11 protein-coding genes, 3 tRNA genes and 1 other RNA gene are annotated in these 20,086 nt (G+C 43.8%); 6 read left to right on the top strand and 9 right to left on the bottom strand.

Annotated features, from left to right (window positions below; genetic code table 11):
- Nucleotides 1-80: 80 nt before the first annotated feature.
- Nucleotides 81-2,006, bottom strand: a complete 1,926-nt coding sequence (locus ACTQWB_RS12675; RefSeq protein ID WP_441502003.1) for a DNA gyrase/topoisomerase IV subunit B — start codon at nucleotides 2,004-2,006, stop codon at nucleotides 81-83.
- 484 nt (nucleotides 2,007-2,490) lie between these two features.
- Between ACTQWB_RS12675 and ACTQWB_RS12680 the strand changes: the two genes are divergently transcribed.
- The 3 genes from ACTQWB_RS12680 (at nucleotide 2,491) to ACTQWB_RS12690 (ending at nucleotide 2,802) form a co-directional block, all read left to right on the top strand.
- Nucleotides 2,491-2,562 (top strand) — tRNA-Glu (locus ACTQWB_RS12680).
- A 48-nt stretch (nucleotides 2,563-2,610) separates the two neighbouring features.
- A tRNA-Glu gene (locus ACTQWB_RS12685) sits at nucleotides 2,611-2,682 on the top strand.
- A 48-nt stretch (nucleotides 2,683-2,730) separates the two neighbouring features.
- Nucleotides 2,731-2,802, top strand: a tRNA-Glu gene (locus tag ACTQWB_RS12690).
- A 305-nt stretch (nucleotides 2,803-3,107) separates the two neighbouring features.
- Here the strand turns inward: ACTQWB_RS12690 and ACTQWB_RS12695 are convergent.
- The 6 genes from ACTQWB_RS12695 to ACTQWB_RS12720 form a co-directional block, all read right to left on the bottom strand.
- A complete protein-coding gene (locus ACTQWB_RS12695; RefSeq protein ID WP_441502002.1) occupies nucleotides 3,108-7,664 on the bottom strand; it encodes an Ig-like domain-containing protein in 4,557 nt (1,518 codons plus the stop codon).
- 281 nt (nucleotides 7,665-7,945) lie between these two features.
- Nucleotides 7,946-10,105 carry an RNA degradosome polyphosphate kinase gene (locus ACTQWB_RS12700; RefSeq protein WP_441502001.1) on the bottom strand — a complete coding sequence of 720 codons (2,160 nt, stop codon included), beginning with the start codon at nucleotides 10,103-10,105 and terminating at the stop codon, nucleotides 7,946-7,948.
- A gap of 11 nt (nucleotides 10,106-10,116) precedes the next feature.
- Nucleotides 10,117-11,652 (bottom strand): Ppx/GppA phosphatase family protein, encoded by a 1,536-nt coding sequence (locus tag ACTQWB_RS12705; RefSeq protein ID WP_441502000.1) that lies wholly within the window; start codon nucleotides 11,650-11,652, stop codon nucleotides 10,117-10,119.
- Nucleotides 11,653-11,728: 76 nt separating this feature from the next.
- A complete protein-coding gene (locus tag ACTQWB_RS12710) occupies nucleotides 11,729-13,039 on the bottom strand; it encodes an ATP-binding protein (protein ID WP_441501999.1) in 1,311 nt (436 codons plus the stop codon).
- 233 nt (nucleotides 13,040-13,272) lie between these two features.
- On the bottom strand, nucleotides 13,273-14,403 hold the full coding sequence (gene pheA / locus ACTQWB_RS12715) for a prephenate dehydratase (RefSeq protein ID WP_441501998.1): 1,131 nt from the start codon (nucleotides 14,401-14,403) through the stop codon (nucleotides 13,273-13,275).
- A 9-nt stretch (nucleotides 14,404-14,412) separates the two neighbouring features.
- A complete protein-coding gene (locus ACTQWB_RS12720; RefSeq protein WP_441501997.1) occupies nucleotides 14,413-15,735 on the bottom strand; it encodes a bifunctional folylpolyglutamate synthase/dihydrofolate synthase in 1,323 nt (440 codons plus the stop codon).
- A gap of 191 nt (nucleotides 15,736-15,926) precedes the next feature.
- On the opposite strand from ACTQWB_RS12720, the gene ACTQWB_RS12725 reads away from it, so the two are divergent.
- From ACTQWB_RS12725 to ACTQWB_RS12735, 3 genes are all read left to right on the top strand, one after another.
- The gene (locus ACTQWB_RS12725; RefSeq protein WP_441501996.1) at nucleotides 15,927-16,316 is read left to right on the top strand and encodes a putative ABC transporter permease; all 390 of its coding nucleotides are present in this window, start codon (nucleotides 15,927-15,929) and stop codon (nucleotides 16,314-16,316) included.
- A gap of 77 nt (nucleotides 16,317-16,393) precedes the next feature.
- Nucleotides 16,394-17,317: an aspartate carbamoyltransferase gene (gene pyrB / locus ACTQWB_RS12730; protein WP_441501995.1), complete on the top strand. Its 924-nt coding sequence runs from the start codon at nucleotides 16,394-16,396 to the stop codon at nucleotides 17,315-17,317.
- A complete protein-coding gene (locus ACTQWB_RS12735; RefSeq protein WP_441501994.1) occupies nucleotides 17,311-17,748 on the top strand; it encodes an aspartate carbamoyltransferase regulatory subunit in 438 nt (145 codons plus the stop codon). The genes pyrB and ACTQWB_RS12735 overlap by 7 nt, the downstream gene beginning before the upstream one ends.
- Nucleotides 17,749-17,956: 208 nt before the next feature.
- On the opposite strand, the gene rnpB is transcribed toward ACTQWB_RS12735, so the two are convergent.
- Together rnpB and ACTQWB_RS12745 are read right to left on the bottom strand one after the other, a co-directional pair.
- Nucleotides 17,957-18,307: RNase P RNA component class A (gene rnpB / locus ACTQWB_RS12740), an RNA gene on the bottom strand.
- 57 nt (nucleotides 18,308-18,364) lie between these two features.
- Nucleotides 18,365-20,029: a nucleoside kinase gene (locus tag ACTQWB_RS12745; RefSeq protein WP_441501993.1), complete on the bottom strand. Its 1,665-nt coding sequence runs from the start codon at nucleotides 20,027-20,029 to the stop codon at nucleotides 18,365-18,367.
- Nucleotides 20,030-20,086 lie beyond the last annotated feature (57 nt).

The following is a 20,086-nucleotide window of genomic DNA, read 5'->3' on the forward strand; positions in this document are numbered from 1 at the left end:
TGTCATACCATAGGCAAAGCTATGTATTTTTCATAAGTCCGGGTACCTCGGTCAAACACTCTAAATATCCGCTAATTTATTTAAATATCCAGCTCCGCGTCTGTAGCATGCTCATAAATAAATGCCTTTCTCGGCGGCACGTCACTTCCCATCAGAATTTCTGTCACACTGGACGCCATACGGGCATCCTCGATCTCCACCCGCTTCATCCTTCTGGTTTCCGGATTTAACGTGGTCTCCCACAGCTGCTGGGCATCCATTTCTCCAAGACCTTTGTATCTCTGGAGGGTAAAGCTGCCCGGCTTATGGCTGCGGCGGTATTTCTCCAGTGCTTTATCGTCGTACAGATACTCTTCTGCACCTTTCTTAGGCATAACCTTATAAAGAGGCGGCATGGCAATGTAAACATGTCCCTCATAAATCAGTTCCGGCATAAAACGATAGAATAAAGTAAGCAAAAGAGTGGAAATATGAGCACCATCCACATCCGCATCTGCCATGATTACGATCTTGTCATAACGAAGCTTCGTGATATCAAAGTCATTACCGTAGCCTTCGGAAAATCCACATCCGAATGCATTGATCATAGTCTTGATCTCAGCATTTGCCAGAACTTTATCAATCGTAGCTTTCTCTACGTTCAGAATCTTACCGCGGATTGGCAGGATGGCCTGATAATTACGATCCCGGGCTGTCTTCGCGGATCCTCCGGCAGAATCTCCCTCTACGATAAAGATCTCACAAAGGGACGGATCCTTTTTCTCACAGTTGGCAAGCTTTCCATTGGAATCAAAGGAATATTTCTGTTTCGTGAGAAGGTTGGTCTTGGCACGTTCCTCTGTTTTACGGATTTTCGCCGCCTTCTCTGCGCAGGATAAGACCGTCTTCAAGGTCTCCAGATTACGGTCAAAATACAGCACAAGCTGTTCAGACATCACTTTACCTGTAGCACGGGCAGCATCCTGGTTGTCCAGCTTGGTCTTGGTCTGTCCCTCGAAGCGTGGTTCCGGATGCTTGATGGAAACCACTGCTGTCATTCCGTTACGGATATCTGCGCCAGTGAAATTGGCGTCTTTTTCTTTCAGAACACCGATCTCACGAGCATAAGTATTCATTACGGTAGTAAACGTAGTCTTAAATCCGGTAAGGTGTGTACCGCCTTCTGCATTATAAATATTATTACAGAAGCCAAGTACATTCTCACGGAACTCATTGGTGTACTGGAATGCCACTTCCACCTGTATTCCATCTGCCTCGCCTTTCAGGTATACCGGCTCATGGAGGACTTCGGAATTATGATTCAGATCCTTGATATAGCCCACGATTCCATCTGGCTCATGGTAAGTGATATCCTCCGGGGTATCACCACGAAGATCCATGAAATGGATGGTCAGGTTCGGATTCAGATAAGCGGTCTCATGAAGACGGCTCTTCACTTCCGTAGAGGAAAATCTGGTTTTCTCAAAAATCTCCGGATCCGGAAGGAAATTTACGCTGGTTCCAGTCTGTCTGGTTCTGCCAAGTTTTGGAAGAAGGCCTTCTTCCAGCTCTATGGTCGGCACACCGCGCTCGTAATGGTCGTGGTGTACGAATCCGTCACGGCTGATCTTGATATCCAGATAGGTGGACAGGGCATTTACAACAGAGGAACCTACGCCATGAAGTCCACCGCTTGTCTTATAGGCAGAATTGTCAAATTTACCACCCGCATGAAGTGTGGTAAATACAAGACGCTCTGCGGACACGCCTTTCGCATGCATGTCTACCGGGATTCCACGTCCATTATCAGTTACGGTACAGGAACCATCTTTCTCCAGCGTTACTTCAATATTGGTACAGTATCCAGCCAGGTGCTCGTCTACTGCATTGTCCACAATTTCATATATAAGGTGGTTCAGACCTTTTCTGGATACACTTCCGATGTACATTCCAGGACGTTTCCGGACAGCTTCCAGTCCTTCCAGGACAGAAATACTACCCGCGTCGTAAGTGTCTTTCTTTGCCATGGTGTTAATTCCTTTCTTGCTATTCTTGTTCTTACACTCTTATTGATTCCTTAAGTTCCGTATTACAATTCATTCTTATTGACTCTCTGAGATTCATATTGTAATTTACATTTAAAATTTGCTTATACAGAGTTATGCATTGTTTTCTTGCAATACATTACTTTCAAATAGAGTTCTTTGTTCATTTATACGTTCTATATGTTTTCCATGCTATGCAGTTTCTATTTTTGTGGTTATGAAAAGCGGACCTCATTGTCCGCTTTTCAAATCCCCATGTTCAAACATTCGTTCTATATCATACCCCAGTTTATGGTATTTTTGCAAGTAAAATTTGCCATTTCAATTTTGTTAAAAATTTTTTCATCCCTGCAAACCCGCATATTTCCTGGATTTTTTCAAAGTTTTTCAATTTTTTGCAAAAAAAATAAAAAAAGTGCTTGCATTCTCATAAAAAGTAGGATATACTATGCAAGTCGGTTGACAAGGCCAGTTGGTCAAGGGGTTAAGACGTCGCCCTCTCACGGCGAAAACACGAGTTCGATTCTCGTACTGGCTGCTTTATTTTCCGACAATTGAATATATATGTTAAGCGAACCGCTTACATGGCCAGTTGGTCAAGGGGTTAAGACGTCGCCCTCTCACGGCGAAAACACGAGTTCGATTCTCGTACTGGCTGCTCTTTTTTCTGCAAATTGAATATATATGTTAAGCATACCGCTTACATGGCCAGTTGGTCAAGGGGTTAAGACGTCGCCCTCTCACGGCGAAAACACGAGTTCGATTCTCGTACTGGCTGCTAGGAACTTCCGAAGTGATTCGGAAGTTTTTTTGTATTTAAATCCACCAAAAATCATTTATGTACAATTACTTTTTTAAAAAACAGCTCCGAAAATCTGAAACATCCATTTTATCTATTTCCTATTCTTTGGTGTTATCAGAATTTTCGAAGCTGTTTACTTTTAAACGTTTGCCTTTAAACTTTTACTTTTAATCGATTCCAAATAAATTATTCAGATGGATCATTTTTTCCACAACGTCAATCCAGAAGCCTTTAATATAAAATGATGTTGTATCTGGAACTCTATTCTTCTTGCACTTTCTTTATTTTTTCACTGTCACTACACAGGTTCTGGTTACATTTCCAGCCTTCACCGTGATCGTTGCGGTTCCGGCTTTCTTGGCAGTTACTTTCCCCTTGGAGCTTACCGCTACTACGCTCTTATTGGAGCTGATGTAGGAAATCTTGCCTTCTGCTCCGGACGGGGTAAGCTTCGCCTTGATGGTGAAGGATTTGCCCTTCTTTAATGTCTTGGTGGCTGGTACGCCGGTCATGCCGGTTGGGGCTTTCTTGGCTACTTTTACCTTGACATTCTTGGTTTTCTTGCCAGATTTTACCTTGATGGTAGCTGTTCCGGATTTCTTGGCTGTGATCACGCCATTTTTTGTGACTGTGGCAACCTTTTTATTGGTTGAAGTGTAGCTTACCTTGTTTAAGCTGGTGACTGGGCTTACTACTGGTGTCAGTTTCAGCTTCTCTCCTGTTGTCAGGTTTACAGTAGATGGAACAGTGATAGAAGAGGTTGCAACTGCTTTCTTCTGAACCACTACCGTCACCTGTGCGGATGCACCGCTGGCAAGCTTCACAGTGATCACGGTAGTACCAGCTTTCTTAGCTACTACATTTCCGCCGCTGATTACTGCGATAGATGGCTTGCTGCTGGTGCAGGCTGCTGCATTAATGGAATCACCTGTTGTGAATCCGGTTACCAGTTTGCCAAGGGCCACTTTCTTCTTCAGCTGAAGCGGCACTTTCGCAGATACCACTTTTATGGTTCCATTCAGTTTCGCTACCACTGCTGTCTCTGTCTTACCACAAACCTTACAGGTTCTGGTCTTCACACCTGCTGCCAGAACGGTCGGAGCCTTGGTTACGGTGTACTCGCCAAAGCTGTGCTTTCCAGTTGCCGGGATTGCAGTCGCTGCGTCTTTCTTACCGCAAACACTGCATTCTTTATGCTGGCTTCCTGCTGCTCCGCAGGTTGCTGCTTTGTCAATCTTGGTTACCATGTTGTGTTTTCCAGTTGCTGGAATTGTTTCTTCCTTGGTCTGTCCGCATCCAGTACAGGTGTAGACCTTTGTACCTGCTTTTGCACAGGTAGCTGCGGTCTTCACGGTACCTGCATTCCATACATGTTTGTGGACATCTTCTTTTACAAAACTTGCTTCCATCAGGAAGGACTTTGTGCTGTAAGAGTCATTACGGCCACATTTCAGATAGTAGGTTTTTCCTTTTTCCAGACTATACTGCACATTAAAGGATCTGTAATAATAGCCATCTACATTACTGCTGGTCAGTTCATTCATCTGGGCATCATACAGGCTTGCATAGGTTGACATGCTGCTCATAGCCTGGAACTGCCAGATACCGGAACGATCTGGTACAAATTTATAATATTTGTACATACCTGCTAATTGAGTGGAAACTCTCGTTCTTTTTCCTGCTGTAAGTGTAATAGCTGTCTCTGGCTCTGCAGCAGTCTTTTCTTTTAATTCCTGTGGACCTACCACAATTTCAATTGTTGAGACACTTCCATAATCATCTGCAACATCACAGCAATATCTTCGAAGCTCATTAATAGCGTCTGTGGTATAAGAAGCCTTGTCACCATTTGCCAATTCTGTCCACATTGAATCTCCATTTGGTGTAAACTGATACCACTTATAAGTCATCTTCTTACAATTTGCCCCTGCTACTGCATTTGCAGACAGAGTTGCAGCTGTGCCTTTTGGTACCCATACATTTTTAATGCTGCTAAAACTAATATCCGGTTGTCCATATACATCGAACCATACATAAGCAGAATTATATCCATCCGATACTTTGCACCTATAAGATACAGACTGCTTTTCTACGCGTTTCACTGTATAAATACTTCCATTTGCGTCCGTAATCCTAGTCCATACATCCTCATCGTTATTATTCCTAAAATACCATTCATAGCTTAAGTCGTAATTAGACTTTGCGGATACTTTCAGCTGAACATTCTCAGTACCAGTTTTTACGACAATAGGCTGGATCTCATCTGTATCTATAACGAAACCGCTCTCTGGATTAATATAAAAATATTGTTGCCTCCAGTCCTTTCCATTAGATACTTCACAATAATAACTCGTCTCTTTTGTTACATTTTCGACCTTATAAGATGCAGTATTTGCGCCATTTACAGATACATATTCATTTTCATCTTCATCAACAACGCGGAACCATTGATATGTAAGTTCTTCGCCTTGTGCGCCAGTAATGTCAGTCGTTAAATTAACGTTTTCTCCTAATTTCACAGTCATCGTCTTCGTTTGTCCTCCAGAAAGGCTAGAAGACCTTCTTACTGTGAACTGCTGTTCCGCTGTCGCTCCATTGGAACCGGTTACCTTACACCGATAGGTTTTTTCAGAATTCTGTACCTCAACTTCACAAGTTGGAGAAGCAGCACCTTGAATAGGCTCAAGTTCAAAATACTCATTCTCAAACTCATCATATTTCCAGGTTTCCACATACCACTGATAGGTCAGATTTACTCCGATTTCCGAAACAGCTTCCGCATCAAGCACTACCTTGCTGCCAACTTTGCCTTCTTTATAAGTTTCTGTCTCCTTAAATACAATACAGGAATCAATTTCCACATGGAACCATACTTCTTCAGTACTTTTGCTGTCTTTAATGCGACAATAATAGTTTGCATCGCCCCACAAACTACCCGTTGCCAGTTTTTCAGCATTTTCACCTTCCAGCGGTTTGTAGGATCCTTCTTCATTTGCTTTATACCACTGATAACTAAGTGCTTCACCTGTTACAGATGTAGCGGAAACTGACAGTTCCAATGCCTCACCTGGATCAATTGTTAGTCTTCTTCCTGTAGCACCTACAAGAATACGGCGTACATGAATTTCAAACTCAGGACTGTGACCATTGCCATAACCGTCTGTTACTCTACAGATATAGCTCTGATTCTCCTCTATTTTATCAACTGTATAAGTGTTCTGCGTAGCACCTGAAATAATTTCTTCCTCCCAATCTTCATCAAGTGCATACCACTGATACTTCAGTTCAACTCCCGGTTTCGCCGTAGCTACAACTTTCATTGTAACTGATCCGCCATAATCTACATCAAGTTCTGTCCGGGTAGCACTATAATCAATCTTTAACCCAGAATCTATCTTGAGATTAAAATTGACATATTGCTCTTCGTTTCCATCAGAGACACGGCAATAATATCTGGTATTTTTCGTTACATTTTCAACCTTCAGGCTGGTTTTATCTTTGTTCGCTTCGATTTTCTCCCCATAGCCTTCCTCATTTCTGCGGAACCACTGATAAGTCAGTTTATCTGTCAATTTTGAAGAAGCGGAAACCCTTAATTCCACAGTAGCATTTAAATCAACTTTTATATCCTGCTCACCCTCTCCCTCAACTTGCAGACTTCTCACATCTATATGGAAATATTCCTCCAAACCATTTCCATATGGATCTTCTACGATACATTTATAGCGAGCACTCCTATTTAATGCGCCTGTTGTAAATTCTGCTCCTGTTGCCCCAGAAATTTCAACCCATTCCTCATTCTCGCCATTTGATTCTATTTTATACCACTGATAAGTAAGTGCCACTCCTTCATCGGCAATTATAGTAGTTTTCAAGGTTTTACTCTCGCCAGCCTCTATCTCACCCCAATAGCCAGTATCATCCTCGTCTTCATACCTAAGCCCGGAATCTACACTTATGGAAAAACACTCACCACATTCATAACCGTTATCAGAAGTCAAGCAGCAATAAGTTTCCCTCTCAGTAACATCATCCAAGACAAACGTAGACTGGTCAGCACCCTCAATCTCTTCATAGTCATCTTTTTCTTCATTCCACTTTTTCCACTGATACTTAAAATCTTTTCCAAGCAGTGAATATGCCGCAGAGTTCAGGACTGCCTGTCCATGTGCCTTAACAGATACGTCTTCATAACGATAGTCCTCATCTTCACTGTTTTCCAGGGCAATCGTTTTTACTCTAACGCCATAATTCTCATATTGTGAGAACCCATCTGTATCAGTTGTAACACAATAATAATTCCTAGACTGCACAGCACTTTCGATTACAAGTACAGAACTGGTTGCTCCTTCTATGGGAACCATGTCCTCACTTCCCGTGTTCCAGTCACTTTCATACCACTGATAAGTCAATGCAGAGCCATCTGTAGTATAAGCTTCTGATGTAAGTTCTACACGATCATAAAGATTTACCTTTGGCCAATGGTCTGTAGTATAATTAGTTTCGATGCTCTCCGGTGAAACCAGGTCCTCAGTTTCCTGCTGTTCTTCCATCGCCTGGAAATCTGCCTCTGCTGCAGCACCATCAGCAGATGTAAATCCATCTTCTGCATCTGCACTTTCGAAGGCATCTTCCCCAGCTTCACCTGTGTCCGGTGCAGCATCTTCTACTGCAAATCCGTCAGCTGCGTCCCCGCTGCTTTCCACTTCCGCGCTGATCTCATCTCCAGCTATAAATCCGTCTATTTCTTCCGCAGCACTGACCATCAGGCTGTTTGCCGGAAGAGAAGTCACGGTCATAGCCAGCGCCATAAACAGTGCTATTCGTTTTCTCTTCATGTGTATTACCCCCGTTTATTTTTTCGATCTACTGCTGTGCAGCAATCAATTATAAACTAATTTTAACGGATTTTATCTATATTTTCAATTAAATTCTGTGCACTTTTCATCCAATTTTGAAGTCTTAAATTTGTACACTTTGCCTAACAAACTCCACACATTACACCGAACAGGCTCTAGAGCGTGCCTGCAAAAAAAGCTGTCGTTTTACCAGCACTTCGCACCAGGCGCGGCCTGTAAAACAACAGCTTTCCTACTATTTCTTAATTCAGTTCAAGTCTTTATTCTTCCGTATCCTCCGCCGGTTCTGCGGGAATGAAAACACGGGAGTTTTCGTGTTTTTCTTTTTGTTTCAAAGCATTGGCCCTCTCAGTGGCTTCCTTGCAGAATTCCATCTGGGAATTGATGAGAAGCTTGCCTCTCTTATCCTGCTTCTCGTAGGTTCCATCTGGCTGGAGAAGGTGGGCTTTCACATTGTCACGGAATTCCAGGTCCAGTACATGCTTGATCTCATTCTTGATCTGCTCGTCCTCAACCGGGAAAACGATCTCTACACGGCGGTCCAGGTTACGGGGCATCCAGTCCGCACTTCCCATATAAATTTCATCACTGCCGCCATTTTTGAAATAAAAAATACGGCTGTGCTCCAGGAAGTTTCCTACGATAGAACGCACATGGATATTCTCACTTACTCCCGGAATCCCTACTTTCAGACAGCAGATACCGCGAATCAGCAGATAAATCTGCACTCCACAGGAAGAAGCATGATAAAGGGCCGCCATAATCTTCGGGTCACAAAGAGAATTCATCTTCGCCACGATCATGGCCGGCATGCCTTTTTTCCCATGTTCTGCTTCTCTTTCGATCATCTTCAAGAACCGTTCCTTCATCCAGATAGGTGCTACGATCAGACGGTTCCAGCTCTTCGGCTCAGAATAACCGGAAAGCATATTAAACACTGCAGTTGCATCCTCCCCAAACCGCTCGTCGCAGGTAAAGATACCGCAGTCTGTATACAACTTGGCAGTGGAATCGTTATAGTTACCAGTTGCCAGGTGGACATAACGGCGGATTCCCGTATCCTCACGGCGTACCACCAGAGTGATCTTACTGTGGGTTTTCAATCCCACCAGACCATAGATAACATGGCAGCCTGCTTTTTCCAGCATTTTCGCCCATACGATATTGTGCTCCTCATCAAAACGGGCCTTCAGCTCCACCAGAACGGAAACCTGTTTGCCATTCTCTGCTGCCTGTGCAAGAGCTGCAATGATGGGAGAATTGCCGCTGACACGATACAGAGTCTGCTTGATTGCCAGAACATCCGGATCCTTGGCAGCCTGACGGACGAAATTTACAACTGGGTCAAAGCTCATATATGGATGATGAAGGAATACATCTCCCTCACGGATCACCTGGAAAATATCCTTGCTGGTATCTGCAAATGCAGGTACTACGGCAGGTGTATATTTCGGCTCTTTATACTCATCAAAACCATCCTGTCCATAAACCTTCATCAGCATGGTAAGATCCAGAGATCCATTAATATAGAAAATATCCTCTTCCTTGATATCAAATTCCTTTTTCAGGATTGCCAGAAGCTTCGGATCTGTTTTGTCCTCCACCTCAAGACGGATCACTTCGCCCCACTGGCGCTTCTTCAACTGTTTCTGGATCTCTACAAGAAGATCCTCTGCACCATCCTCATCAATGGAAAGATCCGCATTTCGCATAATACGATAAGGATGCGCACAAACCACATCATAGCCAAGGAAAAGCTTATCAATATTTCGCTCGATGATCTCCTCCAGAAGAATCACGGTGGTATCCTCATTCTTTTCGGACGGGATAACGATCACGCGGGGAAGGACAGACGGCACCTGGACAGTGGCAAATACCAGCATATCCTTGCCTTTTTTCTTATCCTTTTTGGAAATCAGGGCTCCGATGTTCAGAGTCTTGTTTCGGATCAGTGGAAATGGTCTGGAAGAATCCATTGCCATCGGGGTAAGGACCGGATATACATTGTCCTCAAAATAACGGTCTACATATTCTTTCTGCTCTTCATTCAGCTTCTCATGCTCCATTACCAGATGAAGTCCCACTTTTTCAAGAGCAGGAAGAAGGGAACGGTTCAACGTGCTGTACTGGGAACGGACAAGCTCATGGGTCTGGGCACTGATTTCTTTCAGCTGCGCCTTCGGGCTCATTCCTGCAATATCCGTTTTCTCATATCCGGCGTGAACCTGATCCTTCAGGGAAGCCACACGAACCATGTAAAATTCATCCAGGTTCGAAGATACGATACTTGTAAATTTCAGTCTCTCAAATAATGGCAGGCTTTTATCTCTTGCTTCTGAGAGAACACGGTCATCAAACTTCAGCCAGCTTAACTCCCTGTTCACGAAATACTCCGGTTTTTCAAAATTTTTCAGATCCATTGTGCCCCTCCTCACATTTTTCTCTTACGCCTGAGTACCAGACGGATACCAAATACCTCTTCAAAAAATTCAACCTTATCCTTCAGAAGGCCAAGCTCAAGGGAAATATCCTGGTCAGAGTCCACTGTCAAAAACAGGGTCTGATCTTTCAAAAGAGCCTTCATATTCTTTACCTTCTGATAATGGCTGCGGTCCATGGCGTTGGCAATACGAAGAATAGCCGTCAGCTTCGCAATAAGAAGATATACCGAACGGTCCATTCCGATTTCCCCGGCAATTTCCTGATAATAAACAAATTCCGTGGTATTATAACGTACAGCATTTGCTATGATCTGACGCTCTTCTGTGGAAAGTCCGATAATCTCCGTAGCCATAATGATCTGGTAAGAACATTCTGCCACATCTCCCATGCTGATATATTTTCCACAGTCATGAAGCTGTACGGCAATCTGCAGAAGCAGACGCTCTCTGTCACCCATTCCGTGCACCTTCTTCATACTGTCAAAAATTGACAATGCCAGATCTGTGGTTCCCTTGATATGTTCTTTTCCAGTGGAAAACCTCTTTGCAATATTATGTGATGCCACCAGAATATCATTTTCAAAATTGTGTGCACTCTTGATGAAATTATTCTTTTCGCCAAAATCATAGGCAATTCCATCCAATAAAGAAACGCCAGGCATCCACAAAGCCTCTGCATTGAAAAGATCCATAAAGTCCTTACAGATAACCATGGTCGGCACGATCAGGGTGGCGTATTCCGGATCGATATCCATTTCCTCTGCCAGTGCCTCTTCGGTCTTATAAACAGTCTTTTCGTAACGCTTTACAAACTCTGCCTTTGTGATGATATTGTCCTGTCTCTCCTCACGGAAAATAGTTTCTGTAAGGAAATCTCCCATCAGGATCACATTTTTGATATCCCGGTCTTTCAGATACAGACGCTTAAAGCCAGTCAGGTCGTTACGGATAAATTCCTCTACCAGCTGTGCGTAGTTAGTGTTTGTTTTCTCCAGTTCCTTCAGCCTCTGACGAATACGCACGCTTCCCATTTTCATGCTCTGTGTAGTAACAAGGGCATCTTTATCAAACAGGGAAATCTGCAGGTTTCCTCCACCTACATCCAGGATGGCAGTTCCCTTCTGGATCATTTTCTTGAAGCCATTCTCGATAGCTGCAATCGATTTGTATCCCAGGAAATGCTGCTCTGCATTGCTAAGTACTTCTACATGGATTCCGGTTCTTCTATAAATCTGCTCAATGATAATGATCGGATTCTTCATCTCCCGGAAAACACTGGTGGTGCAGGCACGGTATTCCTTCACTCCGTATTCCGCCATGATCCGCTTGAAATCATTCAGCACATCACAGATCGTATCAACCTTGTCCACTTCCATTGTTCCGCCAGAGTATACCCCCACTCCAAGATTCAGGCGGTACCGGATATCATCCACTGTCCGAAATCCGCTCTTTTTGGAAAATTCAAAAATTTTCATGCTGATCTCGTAGGAACTGATATCAATTGCCGCAAATGTTGTTACTGCCATACCTTTCTCCTTCCTGTCAGTTTTTGGCTGCCACGGACACTTATATCTGACTGCAGCAGCTTATCTTCTGTTTATATCACTTCTCTTCACTCGTACCCAATATATGGTCAATAAACTGCTGTGCAGTTCTTCCTGTCAGGCCGCCATGAGAAAGCTCCCAGGCATTTGCCTGCATAAGAAGTTCCTCTGTTGGCATGGTAACGCCATAGCGTTCTGCCAGAGTGGTAACAATATTCTGAAATTCCTTCTTGTTCGGCGCACCAAAATAGATACGGACACCGAAACGGTAAACCAGGGAAAGCTTCTCCTGTACGGTATCGGAGGAATGCAGATCTTCGTCATCTGCCACCTCCAGCTTATCTCCGGATTTCTCGCGTACAAGATGGCGTCTGTTGCTGGTGGCATAGATCAGGATATTATCCGGCTTTTTCTCCAGACCACCCTCGATCACTGCTTTCAGATATTTATATTCGATCTCAAATTCCTCAAAGGAAAGATCGTCCATATAAAGAATAAATTTGTAGTTACGGTTCTTGATCTGTGCGATCACATCATTCAGATCCTGGAACTGATGCTTGTACACCTCGATGATACGAAGTCCCTCATCATAATACCGGTTCAGGATTCCCTTGATACTGGAAGATTTACCTGTTCCTGCGTCACCAAAAAGGAGACAGTTATTGGCTTTTCTTCCTCTTACAAAGGCTTCTGTATTCTCGATCAGCTTCTGCTTGGGAATCTCGTATCCAACCAGATCATCCAGATTTACATGTGCGATTCTGGTGATAGGCGCGATCACCGGCTTGCCATCCTTGCCATGTTCGATACGGAATGCCTTGTTAAGGCCCAGCTTTCCTACGCCAAAATCCTTGTAAAACTGCACCATATCTGCCATAAATTCTTCCACTGTGGAAGCCTCTGCCAGTCTTTTGCTCATGTCGCAGATCCGGTCACAGATCCGCTGATTATACACTTTGCTGTTACAGCCTGTATTTACATAATTGCAGATAAAATCTGTACAGTCTGTTCCAAAAACCTTGTCAAAAACAGCAAGATCATAATCATAGAGTTCTTTAAAAATCCCGAAATCATGCAGTGCCAGGTGATTGATACTGCCCTCTACTGCTCCTCTGATCTCGGAAGCAGTGCTGAATGCGTTCTCGTGATTTACCAGAAGCTGTGTCAGATAATTGTGCCACAGATTTCCGGAAAATCCATACATTCCTGCCATTTCCACCAGGCTTCCTGCCATATGGAAAAACTCTTCCTTACGATTACTTAAACCTTCTTCACCAGCCTCATAGCTGTTCATCAGCGATGTCATTGTTTCCAGTATCTCACCGTTTTCAAAATCACGGTAAAGGATACATTCTTCTGTTCTTGCCATTTTTGTTTCCTCTCAATTCTATGTAGCATTTATCAATCTGTATCTACTGATCACAGAATATTTTCTCTTGCGATACACAAGGGAATAGAATTAAAAGGCATTCTGTCTTTGTATTATGATCATCATGCTTGACATCAGCCTTTTTATAATATCTTTTTCAAGTAAAATACAGATAAAATTCATTTTAATTTTTTGTATTTTTTCTTTCTGTGAAATGTGTTTTTAAACACACTCTAGTAATTCCCCAGAATCCGCAGATAACTTGTCTCCGCTTCCATTCCACGGAGGGCATTTTTCACAGCGCTGTCACGTAAATTTCCCTCGAAATCCACGAAGAACCGATACTCCCAGGTTTTTCCCACGATTGGGCGGGATTCAATCTTAGTCATGTTCAGCCCATTGTAGATCATATGCGAAAGAACATTGTACAAGGTTCCGCTTTCATGGCGCGCCTCAAAGCAAACGCTGATCTTGGAGCTGTTATTTTCATAAACAGGCTTCTTCGCCAGGATGATAAATCTGGTTACATTGCGGTCATTTCTGCAGATATTTTCTGCCAGTACCTTCAGATTATAAAACTCCCCGGCGTCCCTGCTGGCAATGGCTGCATGGGACTTATCCTGCTCCTCGCTGACTTTCTTTGCAGCAGCTGCAGTGTTACCTACCGCAATGCTCTTCCACTGGCTATGCTCTTCCAGATAAGCCTTGCACTGCGCAAGTCCCTGTGGGTGGGAATAGACACAGGAAATGTCGGAAAGCTCCGCTTCCAGCAGTCCCAGAAGCACATGCTCTACTTTCAATACCTGTTCTCCTACAATATATAACTTATATTCTGTCAGCAGATCGTAAATATCTGCCACAATACCTGCTGTAGAATTTTCAATAGGAAGAACTGCATAATCCGCTTTCCCTGCTGCCACCTCTTCCATAGCGTCCCGGAATGTTTTCACATGGTAGCTTTTAATTTCATTCTCAAAATACGCCCGCATAGCTCCATAGCTGTAAGCACCTTCCACTCCCTGAAAAACAACTGTCACATTATTTCTGGGAAGCCGCTCTACCATCTGGAAGTCTTCCTCTTCCTTGGGACCGTGCTCTGTGAGAAGCTGATACTGCCTCTTCCTGCTGATTGCCATGATCTGCTGGAAAAGCTCCTGAGCACCAAGTTCATTGAATTCCCCATGTGCTTTTTTACGGATTTCTTCTAATTTGGCATGTTCCCTTTCCGGGTCCAGAACCTTCTTGCCTGTGCGGATCTTATACTCTGCAACCTCCTCACAGACCTTCATCCGTTTCTCAAAAAGCTCCACCATCTGGTTATCTATTTCATCTATTTTTCGTCTGCATTCCTGCAAATCTGTCATATTATTTCCTCACAAATTCGTATATTTTGATTTATCTCTTTTGTTCCGCGCGCTTTCAACCTCACTTGTCAGTGCACCAATAAAGGAAAGGGAACCAAATGCCAGGATCGCGCTGTTCTCATCAGAACCTGCATAAGCAAAAGCTTTCTCTACCGCATCCTGAATGCTGCTTGTACTCTGAGCGCTTGCATTATATTTCCTTGCTGCTTTTGCCAGTTCTTCTGCCGGCAGTGCCCGCGGATTATCCGGAGTCTCTATGGTAAAGATTTTCTCTGCAAAATGCGCTGTTTTTTCAAGGACTATTTCGTATTCTTTGTCCGCAAAAACACCCATAATATAGATCAGCCTTTTCCCTTTAAAATAATGCCGGATAGACTCTGCCATTTTGTCTGCAGCACCGGCATTGTGAGCTCCATCCACGATGAAAAGCGGCTTCTTACAAATAACAGTAAAGCGGCCATTCCAGATTGTATGTGCCAGTCCTTCCCTGCGCTGTTTCAACGTGGTATGCCATCCCAGCTTATCCAGTTCTTCCAGCGCATTCAGCGCCAGAACTGCATTTTCTTTCTGGTAGACTCCTGCAAGAGAAAGTTCAAACGTTTCTCCCTTATAGGAAAATTTCTGTCCGAATACACTTTCCTCTTCCAGAACTGCCTCATCCGGGTCTGCTACCCGGCAGGGCACACCTGTTTTTTCGCACACCTCTGCGATCACCTGGAAAGCTTCCGGTTTCTGCCTGGTGGTCACCACATGACAGCCAGGCTTGATGATACCAGCTTTCTTCTGTGCAATCTCTCCAAGCGTGTTTCCAAGAAACGACATATGATCCATACTGATAGAAACCAGTACAGCCAATTTCGTATTCTTAATAATATTGGTGGCGTCCAGATTTCCGCCCATTCCTGTTTCCAGAAGGACCAGATCACATTTTTCTTCCTTAAAGTATAAAAATGCTGCCGCAGTCTCAATCTCGAAAGGTGTGGGATGAGCAAGACCTGCCTGGGTCATTTCCCCGATTATCTGTGCAATCCTGGTAACATGTCTGGCAAACTTTTCCCTGGAGATTCTCTCTCCGGCAATCTCCAGACGTTCTCTGTAGGAATACAGCGTGGGAGAGATATATCTGCCAACACGGTACCCCGCCTCTGTAAGAGTGGTATATAAATATGCGATCACAGAGCCTTTTCCATTGGTTCCCGCTACATGTACACAGGACAGTTCATCCTGCGGATTGCCCAGTCTCCCAAGCATTTCACGCATATTATCAAGTCCAAGTACAGAACCGTATTTCGCCGAATCCTCAATATAGGCCCGGCACTCCTCATAATTCATAATAAAACTCCTCGTTTGTATGATTTCATTTACTACGCCTTGCATATTTCTTCCATTATACGCTTGCGGCATATATTTAGCAAGAACGGGAATGCTAATTTTAACTTTTCGGCAAATGATGTTATCTTTGAACAGCAGGCAAATAATTACTATCATCTGCTAATAAATTTTTCCACAAGGAGGCCACGTATATGAAAAAACACCCTTTTCTTTTTTGCGGTTTTACCGGATGGTGCCTGGAAATTCTCTGGACCGGGCTCCATTCCCTGCTTCAGGGAGATATCGCCATGAAAGGAACTACCTCCCTTCTTATGTTTCCTATTTATGGCTGCGCAGCCCTGATCCTGCCTGCATATAAAAAGTTAAAAAAACTCCCCATGCTCCTGCGGGGCTTCCTTTATACCGCCGGCTTTTATCTGGGCGAATTTACCAGCGGTTCTGTTTTACAGGCATTTCACATGTGCCCCTGGGATTATTCTGCTGCCCCGCACCAGTACAAAGGCATTATCCGTCTTGACTACCTGCCAGTCTGGTTTTTCACCGGTTTATTTTTCGAAAAAATACTTACAAAATCTTCTTGAAAAATCATCACAAGTAGTATATGATAGGTCGAAGAGATTTTGAACTATAAAACCACACTCAAAAATGGAGGTATATCATGAGACACTTGATGAGTCCGCTGGACCTTAGTGTTCCGGAGCTTGAAAAGATTCTGGATCTTGCCAGCGATATTGAGAAAAACCCCAAAAAATATGCACATACCTGCGACGACAAACGTCTTGCCACTCTTTTCTATGAGCCAAGTACCCGTACCCGTCTCAGTTTTGAAGCTGCTATGATGAACCTTGGCGGCAAGGTTCTTGGTTTCTCATCCGCAGATTCCAGTTCCGCAGCCAAAGGCGAAACTGTTGCCGATACCATTCGTGTTGTTTCCTGTTATGCAGATATCTGTGCTATGCGTCATCCGAAAGAGGGTGCTCCGCTGGTAGCTTCTATGGTTTCTAATATTCCCGTTATCAACGCCGGAGACGGCGGTCATCAGCATCCCACCCAGACTCTTACAGACTTACTTACCATCCGTTCTTTGAAAGGTCGTCTTGACAACCTTACTATCGGTCTGTGCGGAGATCTGAAATTTGGCCGTACGGTACATTCCCTGATCGAGGCGCTGGTACGTTACCAGAATGTAAAATTCGTACTGATTTCTCCGGAAGAGCTTCGTATTCCAAGCTATATCCGCGAGGATGTGCTGAAAAAGAACAACATTGAGTTCGTAGAGGTTGAGCGTCTGGAAGATGCAATTCCGGATCTCGACATCCTTTACATGACTCGTGTTCAAAAGGAGCGTTTCTTCAACGAAGAGGATTACGTCCGTATGAAAGATTTCTACATACTGGACAATCAGAAGCTTTCCCTTGCAAAGGACGACATGTACATCCTGCATCCGCTTCCTCGTGTAAACGAAATTGCGGTTGAAGTTGACAAAGACCCGAGAGCTGCCTATTTCAAACAGGTACAGTACGGTGTATATGTCCGTATGGCCCTGATTCTTACATTATTGGAGGTGGAACTGCCATGTTAAATGTTGGAGCACTTCGTGAAGGTTACGTATTAGACCATATTAAAGCCGGCAAGGCCATGACCATTTATCACGACCTGAAGCTGGATCAGCTGGACTGCACCGTTGCGATCATCAAGAACGCAAAGAGCAATAAAATGGGAAAGAAAGACATCATCAAAGTAGAATGCCCTATTGAAGACCTGGATCTTGATATCCTCGGCTTCATCGATCACAACATCACTGTAAATATCATCAAGGACGAGCAGATCGTTGAGAAAAAAGAGCTTCGTCTTCCAAAGCAGGTGGTAAACGTGATCAAGTGTAAGAATCCACGTTGCATCACTTCCATCGAGCAGGGACTGGATCAGATTTTTGTTCTTGCAGATGAGGAGAATGAAGTTTACAGATGTAAATACTGTGAAGAGAAATATAGAGGTCACAGAAATAAATAATCATTAGAATATAGCGGCCGTAGACATAAATATTCCTTAGAAAACAAAGGTCGCAGAAGCAACCAATTTTATAACAATAATGATATTTTGTCCTATAGAAGTTTGTTTTACCCTGCTTCTATAGGACTTTTTCTATCAAAATTCCTATTACATAAAAAAAGGAACTGCTCAGTCAGACCAAACAATTCCGTTCTTCTATTCACTTTATTGCACAAGCAGACCGATAAGCCGGGTTATGTCGTTGAGTGATCATCTGTCTAGACCTTCCGTTACCAGAAGGCTCAAGCGACCCACCTGAAAGCACGACGGGCAGCCGTATCGCTTTCTTCTCGGTCTTGCTTCGAATGGAGTTTACATGTGCCCGGCCTGTTACCAGGACGGCGGTAGTCTCTTACACTGCCTTTCCACCCTTACCATGGAAACCATGGCGGTTTATTTCTGTTGCACTGGTCTGGGAGTCACCTCCACCGGACGTTATCCGGCATCCTGCCCTATGAAGCCCGGACTTTCCTCGTCTGAACCCTTTCGTCTGTCCAGCCGCGATCACCTGGCCTGCTTGCGCAAGTGCTATTTTAACATTATTGCTTTCAGATGTAAAGCTTTAAATTTTAGGAATTCAGGTATTAAAGCAGCTTCCCCCGATAAATTCCCGAAGCAACGAATTATTCGGCACTTCCTCGCTTGGCACCGGAACAAAATAATCAAAGAATTTCAGCAGCCGGTTTGCCTCCAGATACTCCGGATCTTCCTTGGAAATCCCGAAAAGCAACGGTTCTGCATATACCTTCAGGCATGCCAGCTCATAGATCAAGGCTGAATTAAACATTACATCTGCCTCTTCCTGATATGGAAAGATATTTTTCTCTTCCCCTCGTCTTACAGAAGGCCATCTGGCAATGGTCTCCTTGGCAGAGGTACCTCTTGTCCTTGCATCACGGACAATCCTGCGGATCAGTCTGCCGTCTGTAGTAGGGATTCGATTATGCTCATCAATATTCAGCTGGGTTAAAGCGCTGATATAAATTTTAAACTTACTCTCCCTTGGAAGTGCATAGCTTAATTTATCATTCAGCCCATGAATACCCTCTATAACCAGAATATCTTCTTTTCCAAGCTGAAGAAAATCACCCTTATATTCTCTCTGCCCTGTTTTAAAATTAAACACTGGCAGTTCTACACGCTCCCCCTTTAACAGAGCAAGCATATCCTTATTGAACTGCTCCACATCAATGGCTTCCAGGCATTCGTAATCCTTTTCCCCAAATTCATCCAGCGGGGTGTGTTCCCTGTTCACAAAATAATTGTCCACTGCAATGGGGTGTGGCTTCATTCCATGTGCTGCCAGCTGGATCGACAATCTATGGGAAAACGTAGTCTTACCAGATGAGGACGGGCCCGCGATCATGACAAATTTCTTATTCCCTGATTCCGCGATCTGCTCTGCTATTCTGGCAATCCGTGACTCCTGCATCGCCTCCTGCATAAGAAGGATTTTCTGGATTCCCTGGGAAGTGATCTGGTCGTTCAGCTCCCCAACTGTGGAAATATCCAGTTTCTTTCCCCATTCTTCCGAATCCTTCTGCACCTGGAATATTTTGTCCTGAGGTTTAAATTCCGGAATCACATCTGGAGCCTTCGCATCTGGAAGCATGAGAACAAAGCCTTCGTCATAAAGCTTCAGGTCAAAATATGGCACATAGCTGGTGTCATAAGCCATCGCCCCATAGAAATAATCCTCAAAATTCTCTATGCTGTAAATATTCACCTTGGAAACTCTGCGGTAACGGAACAGCTTCTCCTTGTCATACATTTTGTGATGATGGAAAATAGCAATGGCTTCATCCGTTCCCACACTACGCTTCTTCACAGGAATTTTCTGCTCTACCAGCTCAGTCATCCTCTTTTTCACCTGGTCAAGGAACGCCTGATCGGTTTTCTGTTCCCCTTCTATCGTAAAATAGAAGCCACTTCCAACCGAATAGTGAAGTACTACCTTCTCTACTTTTTCCTTACCTGCAAGATCATAGATTGCTTTTAAAAGTACCAGGCATGCAGTCCGTTTATAGGTTTTATTTCCAATACTGTCTCTGGTTGTCACCAGCTGCACTTCCCCGTCCTTCTCTGCTTTCTTATGAAGTTCACGGATCTTGCCACCTGCGATCACAAGAATGATGGGAGCCGGACTGGTTTTTTCATAATCTTTTACAACTTCTTTGTAGGTAATTCCCATGGGAAATTCTTTGCTTTCCCCATTAATTGTAAGTTTCACTGTATGATCCATAAAACCTCTCTTTCCGGTCACAAAGACCACCTAGGTTAACCATAAATCACATTCTGA

Origin of the sequence: Blautia sp. HCP3S3_H10_2 (assembly GCF_052122375.1) — a bacterium.
Taxonomy (GTDB): domain Bacteria; phylum Bacillota; class Clostridia; order Lachnospirales; family Lachnospiraceae; genus Blautia_A.